Origin of the sequence: Mesonia oceanica, from assembly GCF_902499555.1 — a bacterium.
GTDB lineage: Bacteria > Bacteroidota > Bacteroidia > Flavobacteriales > Flavobacteriaceae > Mesonia > Mesonia oceanica.
The window spans coordinates 147,668-165,671 of sequence record NZ_CABVMM010000004.1; the positions used below are offsets into that span (position 1 = coordinate 147,668).

Annotated in this window: 13 protein-coding genes; 5 read left to right on the plus strand and 8 right to left on the minus strand. The window is 34.8% G+C overall.

Going from position 1 to position 18,004, the window contains the following annotated elements; translation table 11 throughout:
* The 5 genes from FVB9532_RS06120 to FVB9532_RS06140 all read right to left on the minus strand — a co-directional run bounded on the left by FVB9532_RS06120 (position 1) and on the right by FVB9532_RS06140 (position 6,369).
* The gene (locus tag FVB9532_RS06120; protein ID WP_150544324.1) at positions 1 to 1,359 is read right to left on the minus strand and encodes an HlyD family secretion protein; all 1,359 of its coding nucleotides are present in this window, start codon (positions 1,357 to 1,359) and stop codon (positions 1 to 3) included.
* Positions 1,360 to 1,368: 9 nt separating this feature from the next.
* Complete coding sequence (locus FVB9532_RS06125; protein ID WP_150544325.1) at positions 1,369 to 2,970, minus strand: ABC transporter transmembrane domain-containing protein; 1,602 nt, start codon at positions 2,968 to 2,970, stop codon at positions 1,369 to 1,371.
* Between the two features lie 6 nt (positions 2,971 to 2,976).
* On the minus strand, positions 2,977 to 3,654 hold the full coding sequence (locus FVB9532_RS06130) for a TetR/AcrR family transcriptional regulator (protein ID WP_150544326.1): 678 nt from the start codon (positions 3,652 to 3,654) through the stop codon (positions 2,977 to 2,979).
* Between the two features lie 115 nt (positions 3,655 to 3,769).
* Positions 3,770 to 3,979, minus strand: a complete 210-nt coding sequence (locus tag FVB9532_RS06135) for a hypervirulence associated TUDOR domain-containing protein (protein ID WP_150544327.1) — start codon at positions 3,977 to 3,979, stop codon at positions 3,770 to 3,772.
* Between the two features lie 68 nt (positions 3,980 to 4,047).
* Complete coding sequence (locus FVB9532_RS06140; RefSeq protein ID WP_150544328.1) at positions 4,048 to 6,369, minus strand: ATP-dependent helicase; 2,322 nt, start codon at positions 6,367 to 6,369, stop codon at positions 4,048 to 4,050.
* A gap of 153 nt (positions 6,370 to 6,522) precedes the next feature.
* Between FVB9532_RS06140 and FVB9532_RS06145 the strand changes: the two genes are divergently transcribed.
* Together FVB9532_RS06145 and FVB9532_RS06150 are read left to right on the plus strand one after the other, a co-directional pair.
* Positions 6,523 to 8,127 (plus strand): FMN-binding glutamate synthase family protein, encoded by a 1,605-nt coding sequence (locus tag FVB9532_RS06145; RefSeq protein WP_150544329.1) that lies wholly within the window; start codon positions 6,523 to 6,525, stop codon positions 8,125 to 8,127.
* 2 nt (positions 8,128 to 8,129) lie between these two features.
* Entirely contained in the window at positions 8,130 to 8,651 is a 522-nt protein-coding gene (locus FVB9532_RS06150) for a DUF7935 family protein (RefSeq protein WP_150544330.1), read from the plus strand.
* 185 nt (positions 8,652 to 8,836) lie between these two features.
* Here the strand turns inward: FVB9532_RS06150 and FVB9532_RS06155 are convergent, their stop codons facing one another.
* Both FVB9532_RS06155 and FVB9532_RS06160 read right to left on the minus strand, forming a co-directional pair.
* Positions 8,837 to 9,748 carry a patatin-like phospholipase family protein gene (locus tag FVB9532_RS06155; RefSeq protein ID WP_150544331.1) on the minus strand — a complete coding sequence of 304 codons (912 nt, stop codon included), beginning with the start codon at positions 9,746 to 9,748 and terminating at the stop codon, positions 8,837 to 8,839.
* The gene (locus FVB9532_RS06160) at positions 9,745 to 11,829 is read right to left on the minus strand and encodes a M1 family metallopeptidase (protein ID WP_150544332.1); all 2,085 of its coding nucleotides are present in this window, start codon (positions 11,827 to 11,829) and stop codon (positions 9,745 to 9,747) included. Before FVB9532_RS06160 ends, FVB9532_RS06155 begins: the two co-directional genes overlap by 4 nt.
* 85 nt (positions 11,830 to 11,914) lie before the next feature.
* On the opposite strand from FVB9532_RS06160, the gene recG reads away from it, so the two are divergent.
* On the plus strand, positions 11,915 to 14,020 hold the full coding sequence (gene recG / locus FVB9532_RS06165) for an ATP-dependent DNA helicase RecG (protein WP_150544333.1): 2,106 nt from the start codon (positions 11,915 to 11,917) through the stop codon (positions 14,018 to 14,020).
* The gene (locus FVB9532_RS06170) at positions 14,020 to 14,922 is read left to right on the plus strand and encodes an AEC family transporter (RefSeq protein ID WP_150544334.1); all 903 of its coding nucleotides are present in this window, start codon (positions 14,020 to 14,022) and stop codon (positions 14,920 to 14,922) included. The genes recG and FVB9532_RS06170 overlap by 1 nt, the downstream gene beginning before the upstream one ends.
* A gap of 3 nt (positions 14,923 to 14,925) precedes the next feature.
* On the opposite strand, the gene FVB9532_RS06175 is transcribed toward FVB9532_RS06170, so the two are convergent.
* Positions 14,926 to 15,363, minus strand: coding sequence for a DUF6265 family protein (locus tag FVB9532_RS06175; RefSeq protein ID WP_150544335.1), 438 nt, complete (start codon positions 15,361 to 15,363; stop codon positions 14,926 to 14,928).
* 141 nt (positions 15,364 to 15,504) lie between these two features.
* On the opposite strand from FVB9532_RS06175, the gene pheT reads away from it, so the two are divergent.
* Positions 15,505 to 17,931 (plus strand): phenylalanine--tRNA ligase subunit beta, encoded by a 2,427-nt coding sequence (gene pheT, locus FVB9532_RS06180; RefSeq protein WP_150544336.1) that lies wholly within the window; start codon positions 15,505 to 15,507, stop codon positions 17,929 to 17,931.
* The last annotated feature ends 73 nt before the right edge of the window (positions 17,932 to 18,004 follow it).

Sequence of the window (18,004 nt, forward strand, 5' to 3'; positions counted from 1 at the left end):
TTATTTTGCTTTTTCGCCGGAATTTTTTTGTTGCGTTTTTGGGTAATAATTAGGAGGGAAACCATTTAGCTTACGCCAGATTTCATACCAAATGGGTACATCTTCCAGTAAGGCTAAGGTCCTAGCTCCTGAACCCACCCGTAATGCATCGGGCCACGGGTGTTCACTATCGGGATCTGGTGCTAATAAAAGTCTATATTTACCATTATCGCTAATAAAATTTTCAATAGCTACCACTTCCGCTCCATAGGTACCGTAAGAAGCGTTAGGCCAACCGCTAAAAACAATTGCCGGCCAACCGTCAAACTGTACCCGAATATGATCACCAATACCAATTAATGGTAAATCTATAGGATCTATATAGGTTTCTACTGCAATTTCATAGCTTTTCGGCATAATATTTACAAGTTTTTCTCCCTCTTTAAAGGTTTCGCCAATACCTGAAATTATTGCCTTATTAATGTAACCATCTAGCGGAGCTCGAACAAAATACAAACCACGACGTATAGAGTAATTACTTAACGAGTTCTCCAGTTTGCTTACTTGCACTTCGGTATCTAATCGCGTAGAAATAGTAGTTGAAATATCACTTTCTATTTTGCTGATTTTATTGGCATATTCAGCTTCAATACGATTGATCTCCATTTTTGCATTGAGCAATTCATTTTTACTGGTAAGCAATTTACTTTCTAAATCAATTACTTTTGCTTGCGTTTCCTGAAGTTTAGATTGTTTAGTTTCAAAATCGAGTCTCGACTTTAAGCCTTCTTCATACAATTCTTCAATACGATTATATTGGCGTTTAGCAATACTAAGGTTAACCTCTTCTGCTTCGAGAGATATACTGTCACTTACAATTTTTAATTTTGCTTGCTTGAGTTTATTTCGGGTTTGTTCTAACTTTAAAACTCGTTCTTTTTTTGCCGAGGTCAATTGGTTTCTCAAAGCTTCAGTCTTTTGCCCGTAAGCTATGACCGAGTTGGCTTTTGAATTAATCTGATCGCCAGTTCTTTCTAACAACATAGGATCAAAATATTGATCTTTTACTTCAGAAATTCTTAAAATCGTATCCCCTTTTTTTACATAATCCCCTTCTTTCACGTACCATTGTTCAATTTTACCGGGAATGGGTGATTGAAGAGTTTGTGGCCGTTGTCCAGGTTTTAAGGTAGTAACATAACCTTTGCTTTGTATGGTTTGCGTCCACGGAAAAAATAATAAAATAAACAAAAAGATTGCAGTTCCTAATAATATTCTGGATAATAACCGATGTATGCTTCTGTTGACAATAGAAGAATAAGCTTTAAACTTCGAAAAGTTTACATTTCCGTCGGTTTCACTATTTGATAAATTTAACATTGTAATTTTTTAGTTTAATTTTACATCCTTCAACCTACTGCTCATTTTCTCTTTACTTGCTAAAAGCACGCTCATATGGTGTCGCTTTGCAAAATTCATTAAGGCTTCAATATCTTCATCAGAGAAAATAAACTCTTCTTCTATAAGTAATAATTCAGGAGATTTTAATAGTACTCGTATCAAACAAATTTTCTGTGTTAATACATGACTTAGCATTTTAGTACCTGGAAAGACATAGGTATTAATCGTTTCCGGCAGGTGTTTTATTTCATTTAAAACTCCAAAATTTTCTAATAAATCATATACTTCTTTTTCTGATATCGAAGGACTGTTAAGGGTTAAATTTTGCCAAATGCTACCTTCAAACAAATAATTAGAGTTTAATACTAAACCTATTTTGCTACGGTAAACATCAAGGTTGATACTTGAAATTTCTTTACGATCTAAGTAAATTTTACCGTGGGTAATTCTTTTCATTCCACCTAAAAAATGAAAGAGATCATATATTTGCAAATGATCACCTACAATGTTTAAAAGTTCACCTTTTTCAACCCTTATGTTATTAATGCTTTTATAATTAATTTCAAGATCTTCTGTTTCTATAGGGAAAATTGTAATATCTGTTGTATTTACCGGAGCTTTACGATCAATTTTCTTAGAACTTACTTCATCGATTTTTTCAACAGCTGTGACTACATCATAAATGGTTTCTAAACTGAAGCCAATTTTATCAATTGAATTAATAATAAGTACAATAATAATTTCTGAAGCGACAAATTGACCAATATTCATTTGCTGGTTTAACACCAATAAACCTCCTATTAGAAGTAAACCTAAAGTAAGTATCACCTTAAAAGCTACCAATTGCTTAAATTGATTTTTTACGATTTTAAAGTGCTTTTGACGATACTTTAGATACTTTTCTACGTATTCGTTATTGCGCTCTTGTTCGTATTCGTTTGGTGTATTTTTAAAGGTTTTAAAATTGGCAGCAACCTGCTGGATCCAAAAAGCAGTTTGGTATTTTGCTTTTGACTCCATAATACTGGTATCTACTGCTTTTTCTAAACTTATTTTGAAAAATATGTATAGTAAAATGACCAATACGATACCTAAACCTATAAAAAACGGATGGTACAGAGAGAGTAAAATTAACCCAAATACAATTTGTATAACTGCTGCGGGAAAATCTAGAAGTAATTTTTCCATTCCTTTTTGAAGCGCTATTACATCAAAAAACCGATTAGACAGTTCTGGCGGATACTTACCTTCTAATTCACTTACCCTGATTTTAGGGAACTTATAAATAAATTCGAAAGAAGCTCTCGCAAATATTTTTTCTTGAATATTTTCTACTATATCTAATTGAAGTAATTGTAAAACACCAAAAAAAGCAACAGCTAAGGTCACCAAAACAGTTAATAAAATCCAAGAAGTAGAAACTTGTGCTCCTTGAATTAAATTTATAATCGCTTGAATACCTAGCGGAAGTGTTAAGCTTATTATACCTGCAAAAACTGCGTAATACAAGACTTGAAGTATATCTCTTCTTTCTAATTTAAGTAAATTAAAAAGTTTGGTCCAGGGAGAAATATTATTATTTGAACTCATATAGGTTTAACTGAGTGATTTAAAGGTTAAATGCTGAAAAAACTGGGTGATAGGTTCATCATCAGATTCTTTAAAATCTGATAGTTGTTTAAAATGACGATGTAAAAAATTCTGTTTTAAAGAACCTTGAACAATTGTATTTGCCAATGTTAATGGATAAGAATAATTGGGATTGTATGCAGAGATAATCTTGCTTAAACGCTCTACTAATCTTCGATAAATCACAAAATACCCGTTTTTGTTTTCTTCATCAACATCAATAGTATGAAAAGCTTTTGACGATTCTTGAACGATGATATGATGTAATTCTTCCTCATTAATAAAACCAAAGGTTTCATCTTTTCGCGGAGTTTCTGTAATTGCTGTTATCGCACGTTTTAGAACTTTCTCTTTACATTCTATATTATTAATTCTAAAAACAAGCTTATATTCTAACCAAGCCCAATACCAAGAATTCAAGTAAAGCATCAACATATGCTTATTCTCAAAATAACGATAAACAGAGCTTTCGTTAGAGCCAATCTCGTCGGCTAACTTCTTGAATGTAAATTTCTCTAAACCTTCTTTCCGAATGATTTGAATTGAATATTCTAAAATCCTTCTTCCCAATTTAGAAGACTGCGGATCTTTAATATAAATATTCTCCGGAATGGTTAAAGTTAAATTTGAAAGTAGTGTGCCCATTTATAAAATATTTACTCACAAGGTTAAAAGTAATACTTTCATTTTAAATAAAGAGCTAAAAAAAATAGCTTTTAATTATTTTAACATAAAAGCTATTTATTTAGAACGAAAATCTTTATTTTTTCTCTACCTCATCTTCTAATTTTAAGACAGAACTTCCATCATCTTGTTTGATAAATAGAGCCTTATTACCTTCTTCTCCTTTTCGTGTAATTTCACTACCATTAATGGTTTTGGTCACTTCTTTGGTATAAGTTTTTTCTACTTTACCGGTCGCAGTTCCGTTACCCCATTTCCATTTCACTTCGCTTCCTTCTTTTATCATCGCTTTTTTTAGCTAAAGATAAATTGAATGTAAATTCTAAAGAAACTCGCTAACAGTATTTTAACGCCTTAAGAAAGTATTTTCAGCTTCGCAAAACGAAGCAGTAATTTCTTCATCCCTCCGGTTTCAAAATCAATTTCGGCTTTTTTATCCTGCCCGGCACCTTCTATATTCAATACTTTTCCCTTACCAAAACGCATATGTTCTACCATTTGTCCAGTCTCTAGTTGAATTGGCAAATCGGCTTTTGTAGGGGTGGAAGCATCGGCAGGCCTCAACCTTCTTAGTTTCCGTAATTCTTCTTCGGTGGGTTTATGAGCAGGTGGCGGAGTTCCACGCTGAGGCTTGTTTTGTCGTAATTTACTTTTATCAACTTCTCCAAAAATATCACGATCTACCAAAGGTTTGTATTTATAATCATCTTGCGGAATCATATAATCTAAATACTGATCGTCTATTTCTTCTATAAATCGACTAGGTTCTGCGTCGATTAATTTTCCCCAACGAAAACGGGACTGTACATAGGTTAAATAAGCTTGTTTTTCAGCTCGGGTTAAAGCCACATAAAATAATCTACGTTCTTCTTCTAATTCAGAACGGGTATTCATACTCATTCCTGAAGGGAACAAATCTTCTTCTAAACCAACAATATAAACATAAGGGAATTCCAATCCTTTAGCTAAGTGAATGGTCATTAAAGCCACCCGATCTTCATCTGGGGTTTCTTGGTCTAAATCGGTCATTAAAGCGACATCCTCTAAAAATTCTCCCAACGAACCATCAGCATCGGCCAATTCTTTTTGTCCATCTACAAAATCCTGAATACCGTTTAACAATTCCTCTACATTCTCAATACGGGCAACCCCTTCCGGCGTTCCATCTTTCTTCAATTCTTGTACTAAGCCTGTTTTTTTGGCAACGGTTTCTGCAACAGTAAAGGCATTTTCATTACTGGCCATAATCTGAAAACTTTTAACCATATTGGTAAAGTTTTTCAGCTTGGTCTGCGTGCCTTTATTAATTTTTAAATCTATTCTTTCAATATTTTCAATTACTTCAAAAATAGAACGTTTGTAATGATTGGAAGCCAAAGTAAGCTTATCCATCGTTGTTGATCCAATCCCACGGGCCGGAAAGTTAATAACACGTTTGAGCGCTTCTTCATCTTTAGGGTTAACAATTAGACGTAAATACGCCAAAACATCTTTAATTTCCTTACGTTGATAGAAAGAAAGTCCTCCATAAATTCGATATGGAATATCTTTTTTTCGTAAAGCATCTTCCATCGCACGACTTTGCGCATTGGTTCTATATAAAATAGCAAAATCACCATTTTTTAGTTGGTGTTCCATCTTATTTTCAAAAATAGAACTCGCTACAAATCTCCCCTCTTCCCCATCGTTAATCAATCGGTTGACAACAATTTTAGGTCCGTCATCATTGGCTGTCCAAACAACCTTTTCCAATTTGGTTTTATTTTTATCGATGATTGAATTCGCTGCTTCAACAATATTTTTGGTAGAACGATAATTCTGCTCCAATCGGTACATTTCAACCCCTTCATAATCCCGTTGAAAGTTGAGAATGTTATTGATATTTGCTCCACGAAACGCATAAATACTTTGCGCATCATCACCCACCACACATATATTTTGAAATTTATCACTCAGTGCCCTTACAATTAAATACTGCGAATGGTTGGTATCTTGGTACTCATCAACCAAAATGTAACGAAAACGGTTTTGATATTTTTGCAGCACATCTGGAAAACGATTTAAAAGCTCATTGGTTTTCAGTAGTAAATCATCAAAATCCATCGCTCCGGCTTTAAAACAACGGTCAACGTATTCTTTATAAATTTCACCTAAACGAGGTCGTTTGGCCATAGCATCGGCCTCTTGTAATTCCCCATCTTGAAAATAAGCTTTTACAGTAATCAAGCTGTTTTTAAATGAAGATATTCGGGAATAGACCTGCTTATATTTATAAACATCTTTATCTAACCCCATTTCTTTTATAATCGCCCTTAAAACACTTTGTGAATCTTGCGTATCGTAAATGGTAAAATTGGAAGGATATCCTAATTTACTGGCTTCCATCCTTAAAATTTTAGCAAAAATGGAATGGAATGTACCCATCCATAAATTTTTAGCTTCACTACTTCCTACAATACTAGAGATACGATGTTTCATCTCTCTCGCCGCTTTGTTGGTAAAAGTGAGCGATAAGATATTAAACGGATCTACCCCTTGACTCATCAAGTAAGCAATACGATAAGTAAGTACCCTAGTTTTACCGGAGCCCGCACCAGCAATGACAATCATAGGCCCGTCTTTTTGTAAAACCGGGGCCCGTTGGGCGTCATTCAATTCAGCTAAATAATTTTCCAAATCCTCTACAATTTTAGGGGGTGAATTTACCAAAAATAGATAAAAACCGATGTCCAAATCAAAGGTTAATTATAAACAAAAAGTTCTTAAATTCTTATTCCCTCCCTATAAAATTGAATAACTTAGTATCGTAAAAATTCATTTTTTAATTTTATGGACGCCTTTCTTAGTTTTTTGTCAGCAGTCTCTTGGTGGCAATGGGTTTTAATCGTCATTATTCTTATTGCGATTAAAGATATTTTCTTCAATAAACATCACACCATTAAACATAATTTTCCCGTGGTAGGGAATTTTAGGTATATGTTAGAAAGCATTGGTCCAGAACTACGGCAATATATTGTTGCTAACAACCGTGAAGAACTTCCTTTTAACCGAATTGAGCGGGGTTGGGTATATGCTTCTGCCAAAAATGAAAATAATTATGAAGGTTTTGGTACCGATCAGGATATTTACCAAACCAATTATATTTTTATCCATAATGCGATGATTCCTTTTAAATTACCCAAGAATCATCCAAATGCGGAAGACCCATACTTTCTTCCTTGTGCAAAAATTTTCGGAGCCTATCACAAGCGAAGAAAACCATATAGGCCAGCTTCAGTTATTAATGTTTCAGCCATGAGTTTTGGGAGTCTTTCTGCCCGTGCAATTCAATCCTTAAACTTGGGTGTAAAAAAAGCCTATGCATATCACAACACAGGAGAAGGCGGGTTATCCCCATACCACAAGCAAGGTGGAGATATTATTTTTCAAATAGGTACGGGTTATTTTGGAGTTCGCGATAATGAAGGAAATTTTTCGTTGGAAAATTTAGCCCAATTAGTAGAAGAAAACCCGTGCATTAGAGCTATTGAAATAAAACTTTCCCAAGGTGCAAAACCCGGAAAAGGTGGTGTTTTACCAGCTTCTAAAATCACTAAAGAAATTGCTGAAATAAGAAGAGTTGAAGTAGGCAAAGACGTGGTCTCACCACCTTATCATACTGCTTTTGATGGAAATCAAGGCCTGATAGATTTTATTGAAAAAATTGCTGACCGAACAGGTTTACCGGTAGGAATTAAAGCTGCTGTAGGAAAATTAAAAGACTGGGAGAATTTTGCCCAACTTATGAAGCAACAAAACAAAGGCCCCGATTTTATAACCATTGATGGTGGTGAAGGTGGAACAGGTGCTGCACCGCCAAGTTTTGCTGATCATGTTTCCTTACCATGGATGTTTGCCTTCAGAAATATTTACAAGATTTTTAAACATAATGACCTTAGTGAGAAAATTGTATTTATTGGAAGTGGTAAACTTGGCTTCCCTTCCAAAGCTGCGATGGCTTTTGCCATGGGAGTAGATTGTATAAATGTAGCGCGGGAAGCTATGTTGAGCGTAGGTTGTATTCAAGCTAAATCTTGCCATACCAACACTTGCCCCACAGGAGTAGCTACACAAAGCAAATGGTTACAAGCCGGAATTAATGTAAAAGATAAAGGAGAACGCGTTAACTATTATTTTAAGAATTTTAGAAAAGAATTATTGGAAGTTACCCATGCGTCAGGATACGAGCATCCTTGCCAATTTACTATGGACGATATAGAACTTAACCTTAGCGATCAAGATTTCACCAAGTCTTTGGCAGATTCTTTTGAATACCATAAAGTAAAAGTTCCTTTTGAAGGAGTTTCTTCTTTGCAAAAATGTGAGTATCTTGGCGGAAATTATAATTATAAAGAATCTAAGGATTCTTTTGAAAAGGAAGACGTACGCTACTAATTATGGAGAATATCAATTTTTTACAAGTTTTCTTTAACCTATTACCGGCTGTGGTTATTGGCCTTATTGGGTTTTATTATTTTAACAGCTACTTGACCGATGAAAATAAACGTCGAATTTTTGAGCTGAAAAGAGAAAGTTCTAAAAACACTATTCCGCACCGCTTACAGGCTATGGAACGAATGACTTTATTTTTAGAGCGAATTAATCCCGGCAGTTTATTAATTCGGGTGAAACCTTACAACGATAGCAAACACGATTACGAAAATTTACTTATTAGAAATATCGAACAGGAATTTGAACACAACTTGGCTCAACAAATTTATGTAAGCAATAAATGTTGGAATGCAATTAAAGCTACCAAAAATGCTACTATTTCGATGATTAGACAAGCGAATATGAGCGAAAAGGTAGATTCTCCAGAAAAATTGAGAGAAGTAATTTTAACGGAATTACTCGATAAAAAAGCACCTAGCGAAACAGGATTGGCTTTTCTTAAAAATGAAGTACACCAACTTTGGTAACCCCTCTGACTTAAAGATTACTCTTAGATACTATTGGAGTTAGTGAATATTTGAATTTTCGTCATTCCAGTGCTTGACATCTAGTCTCATCCAGTAGCATCAATCAAAATAGGTAAAACGAACCGCTCAATCAACCCAGTCTGCCGGACGTACAGGTTAGTTCAGGGTGGTCATGCTACCCCTCCCTACCTATCTTTCAATTCATTTTCCTTTAAATTAAGAGCTTTATCGTTAGCATATTTAAAGCCTTGCTCCCACCAGCTTGTCATAAGTTTTTTATCGAAAATCAAAGAATTTTCAGTGAGTTTACTAGGGGTATAATATAAATTGAGAACTACATTTCTATTGGTGGCAGCCAGTTTTCCTTCAATAATATTGCTGCGTTCTACTTGATCCAATACAAAACCAAAAAGATTAATCATTAATGAGAATGGGTTTTTACCGAGCACTTTATTGTATTCCATATTTTCAGATTCCAGAATTATGGCATCTATTTCTGTAGCTCCACGACGAATAGCTTCCCGAATGGGAACCATACTACCAAAACCGCCATCGGCATATTCATAGCCATCTTTTTTCACCAAACTCATGAAGGGAATATAATTGCAGGAAATCCAGATCCAATCGCAGAATTCTTCGTAGCTAAACTCTTTAATAGACTTGTATTCTACATTATTTTTGGTAAGGTTAGAAACGGTAATTACAATGTCTTTTCCACTTTTCTTGGCCCGTAGAAAATCATCTTTGGTAATTTTTTGTTGAATTAATTTCCGGAGGTTTTTACTTTCACCGAAAGTCCGTTTTTTCTTAATAAACTGAAGAATGGTAGTTAAGTAATTAATGCTTACATATTCCCGATTGTCTTTCTTTTTAATCTTAAACGGATTTAAACTGAAAATACTTTTTTGGTTCACATTGGTATAGACTCGGTGAAGTTTATCTATTTCTCCAATCGCCAAATGTGTTAACAGTAAACTTCCTGTGGAAGCACCTACAAAAATATCGTAATCTCGGTTTTGAACTTTCATCAAATGGGAAGCTACACCACCGGCATAAGCCCCTTTACTCCCTCCTCCTGAAATAACCAATGCTTTCATTCTTCTAAAATTTTATTGAGCACTTTTTGTTGCTTTTCTGGAGCTTTATCTTTTATACTGTACAAAATGGCCCGTTGTTGTGGTTTTGAAGCTAACTCAGCTAATAATTCCCTACAAAAATTTCTAAAACGCCAAACCGGATGCACCGATCCTTGCATTAAATCTAAATAGTTTTGCTCGGTAAATGATTCTATTTGATAAAGATATCCAAACGCATTTTGTCGAATTTCATAAGCATATTTTGGACTCGTATAACCAGAAAGTTCTTGATAGAATTTGCTATTATTCTCGGGTTGATATGTAGGAGTAACCAAACTTAAAGTCAACCACATTAACCTGATGTTTTTATTACTAAAACCTTCTAAGTTTTTGGTGGCTTCTAAATATTTAGATTGACTTTCGGGGAAATTTTGCCATAGACTAAACAGGGCCTGCTCGATGGTTAAATAAGACTGGTCGTTGAGCAAACTTTCATAATCTTTTTTTAAGCGCTGCGGAATTTCTTTTAAATAAGTTGAAATAGCTTGACGGACAAAAATATTATTTGTGCCGAAAGCTTTTTTATACAGTTGAAGTACTTCTTCTACGTTTTCTTTTGCTAATTGGGCAACCGCTTCCTGTCCCAAATATTCGTTTACGGGAAAATCTAAAGCTTTATTCAATTGCTCATATTTATCTTTGAGAGGAATACTTCGTAAAGCAATTAAGGATAAATAGTTATTGATAAAAGTAGATTTCTTTAAACTTTCTAATGCCTGACTTGCTTTAAAAGCAGATTGTTCCAGCCAATCGGTTTGAAATTGGGTAAGATCCATTCCGCTGGCTTTTTCCATTTCAGTTATAAAATCTTCGGTTTCTACATTTTGATAAGCGTATTTGTTCAAATAAGCTTTTATTCCTTTTTTAAAAGCTTCGTCGCCTACTTTCTCATGTAACACATGTAATGCCCAAGCTCCTTTTTGATAAAAAGTAAGTGAACTGGCTTTGGCATTTTTTAAAGCTTCCCCTTTTCCGGAATCGCTTAATTCTTTTAACTTTTCAGCATTTTGATAGAGTTTAAAATAAAAATAATCCTCTCCAAAAATTTCGCGTTCTGCCAGCAATGCATAGTAAGTAGCAAAACCTTCCTGTAACCAGTGGTGGGTTCCTGATTTTTCGGTCACGAAATCACCAAACCATTGATGCGCCAATTCGTGCGCATTTACATTTACGTAATTCCTATCTACAAACCCGATTTTATCTACCATAAACATATCAGAAAAAATAGTTGCCGTGGTATTTTCCATCCCGGCATAAAGAAAATCACGCACCGGAATTTGTTTATAGTTCTGCCACGGGAACGCAACACCGATTTCTTGCTCAAAGAAATCGAATATCTTTTTTGAATATTTATACGTCCACTCTACTTTATCTTCATCTTGTGGTTCGTAGTAAAGTTTTATAGGAATTCCGCTTGCCGCAGTAATGTCTTCAGCCTCATAAATTCCTACCGCCACAGCCACAAGGTAACTGCTCATCGGGTGATTCATATTAAACTCCCAAAGCTTTTCTTTTCCTTTTTTTTCAGTAGCAATTAATTTTCCATTGGCAATTACTTGATATTCTTGTGGAACTTGATAGGAAAGGTCAAACTCAATTTTATCATTCATATCGTCTAAACTCGGCAACCAATGAGAAGTATATTTACCTTGCCCTTGCGTCCAGATTTGGTTGCTACCACCATTATCCCAACCTAAAAAGTATAAAGCCTGCTTAGGTTTTGCTTCATAAGAAAATTCAACCTGGTAAGTTTTACCGGCTTTAAAATTTTCAACAAAATAAATTTTATTTTCTGCAGAAAAAACTTCAGGTTTAAATTTCGATTTTTTAGATAATTCAACCTTCATCTTTACCGCATCTAAGTAAATGGTATCCGTAGCTTGTAAAACTTTAAATTCTATTTGAAGCTTTCCTTTTACGCTTTCCGTTTCCGGTAGTAAATGAACAATTCCAGAAATTCGTTGAATATCTAACTTTTCAGTTTGTTGGGCTTGTATAAAAAATGGACTTGCTAAAAGAAGCAGCCAAAGTATTTTTTGCATAAGTACTTTTAATTATCACTTCGAAAATACGAAAAAAGAGTAACTACAAATAGAGTAATTTTCAATATTTACTATCTTCGTTTTTATGAATTCCAATCCATTGCACACTCCTATCGATTATTTAAAAGGCGTTGGGCCTAATCGTGCCGATTTACTTCGGAAAGAATTGGGGATTCATACTTACCAAGATCTGCTCAACTTTTTCCCTTATCGGTATATTGATAAGACCCATTATTATAAGATTAATGAAGTACAACGTAATTCGGCAGAAATTCAAGTGGTGGGTAAAATTGTTCACCTAAAAACGGTTGCTCAAAAACGTGGCAAACGTTTGGTGGCCGATTTTGTAGATGAAACCGGTAAAATGGAACTGGTTTGGTTTCGTGGCCATAAATGGATTAAAGAAAGTATAAAACTTAACGAACCTTATGTAATCTTTGGGAAAGTAAACTGGTACAACGGCGTTTTCTCCATGCCCCACCCTGAAATGGAATTACTAAAAGAACACGAAAAGCAAATGCGTGTGACTATGCAACCCATGTATAGTTCTACAGAAACTTTGAGTAAACGTGGAATTACCAATAGATTGGTTACCAAAATGATTCAGCAACTTTTTTTGGAAAACAAAAAAGGCTTTCTGGAAACTTTACCCGATTACCTTCGGAAAGAACTAAAGCTTATTTCTAAATCGGAAGCGCTTTTTAATATCCACTTTCCACAATCCACTGAAAAACTGGCAAAAGCTCAATTTCGATTAAAATTTGAAGAACTGTTTTACATTCAGCTTCAACTGTTAATTAAAAATATGCTGCGGAAGCAAAAAATCAAAGGTTTTGTTTTTGATCAGGTAGGTACTTATTTCAACGATTTTTACAAAAACCATCTTCCGTTCGATTTAACCAATGCTCAAAAAAGGGTTATCAAAGAGATTAGGAACGATATGGGTTCCGGTGCTCAAATGAACCGCTTATTACAAGGTGATGTAGGATCAGGAAAAACGATTGTGGCTTTAATGACAGCTTTATTAGCTAAAGACAACGAATTTCAAGCATGTTTAATGGCTCCCACAGAAATCTTAGCTACACAACATTTCAATGGGCTTAGTGAGCTCTGTGAAAAAACAGACTTACAACTGGCCTTACTTACCGGGTCCAGTAAAACTTCAGAAAGAAAAATTATTCACGAACGCTTGGAGAATGGCGAACTGGATATTCTTATTGGGACGCACGCCTTGCTGGAAGATAAAGTTCAGTTTAAAAATTTAGGATTAGCTATTATTGATGAGCAACATCGTTTTGGGGTTGCGCAACGTGCTAAATTGTGGAAGAAAAATGTTATCCCACCACATATTTTGGTCATGACGGCAACGCCTATTCCCAGAACTTTAGCGATGAGCTTATATGGTGATTTAGACATCTCTGTTATTGATGAACTTCCACCGGGAAGAAAACCGGTTAAAACAGTACACCGCTATGACAATAACCGGTTAAAAGTATTCGCTTTTATTCGGGATGAAATAAAAAAAGGCAGGCAAGTTTATGTGGTTTATCCATTAATTCAAGAATCGGAAACAATGGATTATAAAGATTTGATGGATGGTTACGAAAGTATTGCCAGGGATTTCCCACAACCTGAGTTTCAAATTTCCATTGTTCACGGTCAAATGAAACCTGCTGATAAAGATTACGAAATGAATCGGTTTGCCAATGGCGAAACACAAATTATGGTCGCTACTACCGTAATTGAAGTAGGTGTAAACGTGCCCAACGCCAGTGTAATGATTATTGAAAGTGCCGAACGTTTTGGACTTTCGCAATTGCACCAATTGCGTGGACGTGTAGGTCGTGGTGCCGAGCAGAGTTTTTGTATTTTAATGACTGGCCACAAACTTTCTAATGACAGTAAAACCCGATTAGAAACGATGACGCAAACCAACGATGGTTTTCAAATTGCAGAAGTAGATTTAAAGCTCCGCGGACCGGGTGATCTCATGGGAACACAGCAAAGTGGGGTACTCAATTTAAAAATCGCAGATATTGTAAAAGATAATGATATTCTAAAAACAGCACGTTTTTATGCCATGCAATTGCTAAAAAATGATCCGAAGTTACAAATGGAAGAAAATAGGGTTGTTAACTACACTTATCAGCAAATTGCCAAAAATAAAACGCTTTGGAATTACATTAGTTAATGAATAATTTTATACTTATTGGCCTTGCCATTTTGGCTGGGGTTGCTGCCCGAAAATTTAAAAGATTACCAGAAAATAGCTATGTAACAGTCAATTTCTGGGTGATATATATTGCCTTACCGGCAATCGCTTTAAAATACATTCCACAAATTGAATGGAATACAGAGCTGGTGATTCCCTTTGTGATGCCACTTGTGGTTTTTGGATTCAGTTTTATTTTTGTTGAAATCATTTCGCGTTTCATTCAGCTTAATGCCGCAACAAAAGCGGTACTGATTCTGTTAAGTGGTTTTGGGAACACTTCCTTTTTAGGTTTCCCACTTACCGAAGCTTATTATGGAAAAGATGGATTAGAGATAGCTATTCTCTGCGACCAAAGTTGTTTTTTAATCGTTTCCACCTTAGGCGTGATTACAGCTGTAAAAGCAAGTACAGAAGGTAAATTTCATGTTTTAGCTATGATAAAAAAAGTATTTAGCTTCCCTCCTTTTCTAGCGTTTATTGCGGCATTTGTACTTCCACAGTTTTTAGACTTAAGTCCACTAGATTCCCTATTAGAAGCATTAAGTGTTACGTTAGTTCCGATGGCTTTATTTTCGGTAGGTTTACAACTTCAGCTAAAAGAATGGAAAAGCGATGTAAAACTTTTGAGTTTATCGTTAATGTATAAATTAGTATTAGCCCCACTAATAATTTTCAGCATTTTATATCTATTGAATATTAATTCACTCACGGGAAAAGTAGCTGTTTTTGAAGCTTCCATGTCACCTATGGTTACTCCTACCATTATTGCTACTCAATATGGACTAAATCCGAAATTGGCGAATTTAATTCTAAGTATTGGAATAATTCTAGGTTTCTTTTCAACTTTTATTTGGTCTGAGATAATTCAGTTTTTATAATTTTTATTCTTTCTCAAAAATAAAATCGATTGAATTTTCATCATCAGCAATAGTCGCTTTTAGCTGTTCATCTATTAATTCATAAGAAATAACTTTCGGAAATTCATTGGAAAGGTTTTCTACAGTAAAACTTTTTGATGTTTGATTGCTAAGGGAAAATTTAACTACATCGTCGTGAACACCTCTAACGGTTAAATTCCATTTTCCTTCTTCCTTAAGCAAGCTTAGGTTTTCTTTAAAAACGGTATCTTTTTTAACCAAAGTAAAGCCTAAACCTTCATACTTTTCAGCTGAAATTTTTTGCCATTGCTCATAGGTTTGCTCTGAGGCTTTTCCGTTGGTTCTTATCCAGTCCCCAACAAGCCAGTCGAAATTCCTTGAAGTATCCCCACAACTATATAGAAATAAACAGCAACTTATTATTAATAAATGTTTTTTCATAGGCTTCTAGTATACCTGAAATTTACATAAAATCTTTATAAGTTACTATTTTAAGAATCTTAGATTTTGCCAAATTAATAGTATCTTTGCCGCTTTATAAAGAAAAAGCGCATTGTTTTTCTATTGAAAAAATAAATTTTAATGAAGATTTCTTATAACTGGTTAAAGCAGTTTATTAAAACCGATTGGGAAGCAGAAAAAACCGGAGAACTTTTAACAGATCTTGGTTTAGAAGTTGAGGGAATAGACACTTTTGAGTCGGTTAAAGGTGGTTTAGAAGGAATTGTGGTAGGTCACGTGCTTACCTGTGATAAACATCCTAACGCAGATCGTTTAAATATCACTACTGTTGATATAGGCGATGGAAATCCTGTACAAATTGTTTGCGGGGCTCCCAATGTGGCTGCAGGACAAAAAGTCCCTGTAGCGACGGTTGGTACTACTCTTTATGATGATAAGCAAGAGCCTTGGAAGATTAAGAAAGGAAAGATTCGTGGTGAAGTAAGTAACGGAATGATTTGCGCCGAAGACGAATTAGGTCTTGGTAAAAGTCATGACGGTATTATGGTTCTGGCGGAAGATTTAAAGCCAGGAACGCCAGTTAAAGAAGTTTTCGATGTAGAATCTGATCAGGTTTTCGAAATTGGCTTAACCCCTAATCGGGCAGATGCAATGAGTCATTATGGAGTAGCAAGGGATTTAAAAGCAGGTTTACTTCAGCAGGAAATAAATACTCCCTTAGATACACCATCGGTAAGTAATTTTCACGTTGAAAATAGAAGCAGAAGAATCGCTATCGAAGTGGAAAATTATGATTTGGCACCACGCTATTGCGGCGTGACCATTTCTGGAGTTAAAGTAGCAGCTTCTCCGGCTTGGCTTCAAAACAGATTAAAAGCAATTGGAATTACGCCTAAAAACAATGTAGTAGATGTCACCAATTATGTGTTACATGAACTAGGGCAACCTTTACATGCTTTTGATGCCGATTATATTACCGATAATAAAATTAAGGTGAAAACACTTCCTAAAGGGACAAAATTCACCACCTTAGATGAAGTTGAACGAGAGCTTCACGAAGAAGATTTAATGATTTGTGATGCTGAAAAACCACTTTGCATCGCTGGTGTTTTCGGAGGACTGCATTCCGGAGTCACCCAAAAAACGAGTACCGTATTTTTAGAAAGTGCTTATTTTAATCCGGTGAGTGTTCGTAAAACCGCAAAACGCCACGGTTTAAATACTGATGCCTCATTTAGGTTTGAAAGAGGAATCGACCCTAACATCACTAAATATGCTTTACGTAGAGCGGCTTTATTAATTCAAAAAACAGCCGGTGGAGTTGTCACTAGTGACATTGATGATGTTTATCCAAAGAAAATTGAAGACTTTCAAGTATTCTTAACTTTCGACAGAATTAATAGCCTAATTGGGCAAGAGATCCAACCGGAAATAATCAAGTCAATATTAGCTTCGTTAGATATTCGAGTAAATAATGTAACTGAAAGCGGTATGGGACTTACTATTCCTGCTTATCGGGTAGATGTACAACGCGAAGTAGATGTAATTGAAGAAATTCTTCGTGTATATGGATACAATAATATAGAATTCAATGAGAAGTTAAATGCTTCCATTTCAAATTCAAGCAGATTCGAAGATTACCGTTTACAGAATATCATTGCTGATCAATTAGTAGGGCAAGGTTTCTATGAAACGATGGCCAACTCTTTAACTACAAAAGACTATATTGAACTTAGTGATGGATTGCAAGAAACGCATAATGTACAAATGCTTAACCCACTAAGTCAAGATTTAGCAGTAATGCGCCAATCATTGTTATTTAGTGGTTTAGAAGCTATAGCTTATAACATTAACAGAAAAAATAATAATCTCAAGTTTTTTGAATTTGGGAAAACCTATCATCATTTTCCTTCTGGAAGAGAAGAACAAAAACATTTATCCCTCCTCATCAGTGGAAATAGAAATACTGAACGTTGGAATTCTATTCCTAAGAAAAGTGATTTCTTTTTTGCTAAGGGTACGGTCTCTTCAGTTTTACAGAAGTTAGGCTTAAATCAGCTTCAATATACACCTACCACTAGTGACTTATTTTCAGAAGGTTTAAGCATTTCTACCAGAAAAAAGAAAATCGTAGATTTTGGAGTGGTTAAAAAAGCAATTTTAAAGAAATTTGATATTGAGCAAGAAGTTATCTATGCCGATTTTAACTGGGATTTGATTATTGAATTTGTTCAACAACATAAAACCGAATTCAGGGATATTCCTAAATATCCTTCAGTAAGAAGAGACTTTGCTTTGCTATTAGATGAAAAAGTAAGTTTTAGTGATATTTATGATATTGCAACAAAAGCAGAAAGAAAAGTTTTAAAAGATGTTGAATTATTTGATGTTTATCAAGGAAAAAACCTTCCAGAAGGAAAGAAAAGTTACGCAGTGAGCTTTACTTTTTTAGATGAAAACAAAACCTTAACAGATAAACAAGTAGATAAAATAATGAGTAAACTTCAGCAACAATTTGAAAAACAATTAGGAGCTAGTTTACGATAGTTTTATTTAATATTTTTTTTTAAAACCGGATACTTTATAGTATTCGGTTTTTTTATTTTATAAATCTCGCTAA

What these genes read in the sequence shown, in the direction of transcription:
- FVB9532_RS06120 (WP_150544324.1), bottom strand. Translation starts at nt 1,359, where the DNA reads ATGTTAAATTTATCAAATAGTGAAACCGACGGAAATGTAAACTTTTCG.
- FVB9532_RS06125 (WP_150544325.1), bottom strand. Translation starts at nt 2,970, where the DNA reads ATGAGTTCAAATAATAATATTTCTCCCTGGACCAAACTTTTTAATTTA.
- FVB9532_RS06130 (WP_150544326.1), bottom strand. Translation starts at nt 3,654, where the DNA reads ATGGGCACACTACTTTCAAATTTAACTTTAACCATTCCGGAGAATATT.
- FVB9532_RS06135 (WP_150544327.1), bottom strand. Translation starts at nt 3,979, where the DNA reads ATGATAAAAGAAGGAAGCGAAGTGAAATGGAAATGGGGTAACGGAACT.
- FVB9532_RS06145 (WP_150544329.1), top strand. Translation starts at nt 6,523, where the DNA reads ATGGACGCCTTTCTTAGTTTTTTGTCAGCAGTCTCTTGGTGGCAATGG.
- FVB9532_RS06150 (WP_150544330.1), top strand. Translation starts at nt 8,130, where the DNA reads ATGGAGAATATCAATTTTTTACAAGTTTTCTTTAACCTATTACCGGCT.
- FVB9532_RS06155 (WP_150544331.1), bottom strand. Translation starts at nt 9,748, where the DNA reads ATGAAAGCATTGGTTATTTCAGGAGGAGGGAGTAAAGGGGCTTATGCC.
- FVB9532_RS06160 (WP_150544332.1), bottom strand. Translation starts at nt 11,829, where the DNA reads ATGCAAAAAATACTTTGGCTGCTTCTTTTAGCAAGTCCATTTTTTATA.
- recG (WP_150544333.1), top strand. Translation starts at nt 11,915, where the DNA reads ATGAATTCCAATCCATTGCACACTCCTATCGATTATTTAAAAGGCGTT.
- FVB9532_RS06170 (WP_150544334.1), top strand. Translation starts at nt 14,020, where the DNA reads ATGAATAATTTTATACTTATTGGCCTTGCCATTTTGGCTGGGGTTGCT.
- FVB9532_RS06175 (WP_150544335.1), bottom strand. Translation starts at nt 15,363, where the DNA reads ATGAAAAAACATTTATTAATAATAAGTTGCTGTTTATTTCTATATAGT.
- pheT (WP_150544336.1), top strand. Translation starts at nt 15,505, where the DNA reads ATGAAGATTTCTTATAACTGGTTAAAGCAGTTTATTAAAACCGATTGG.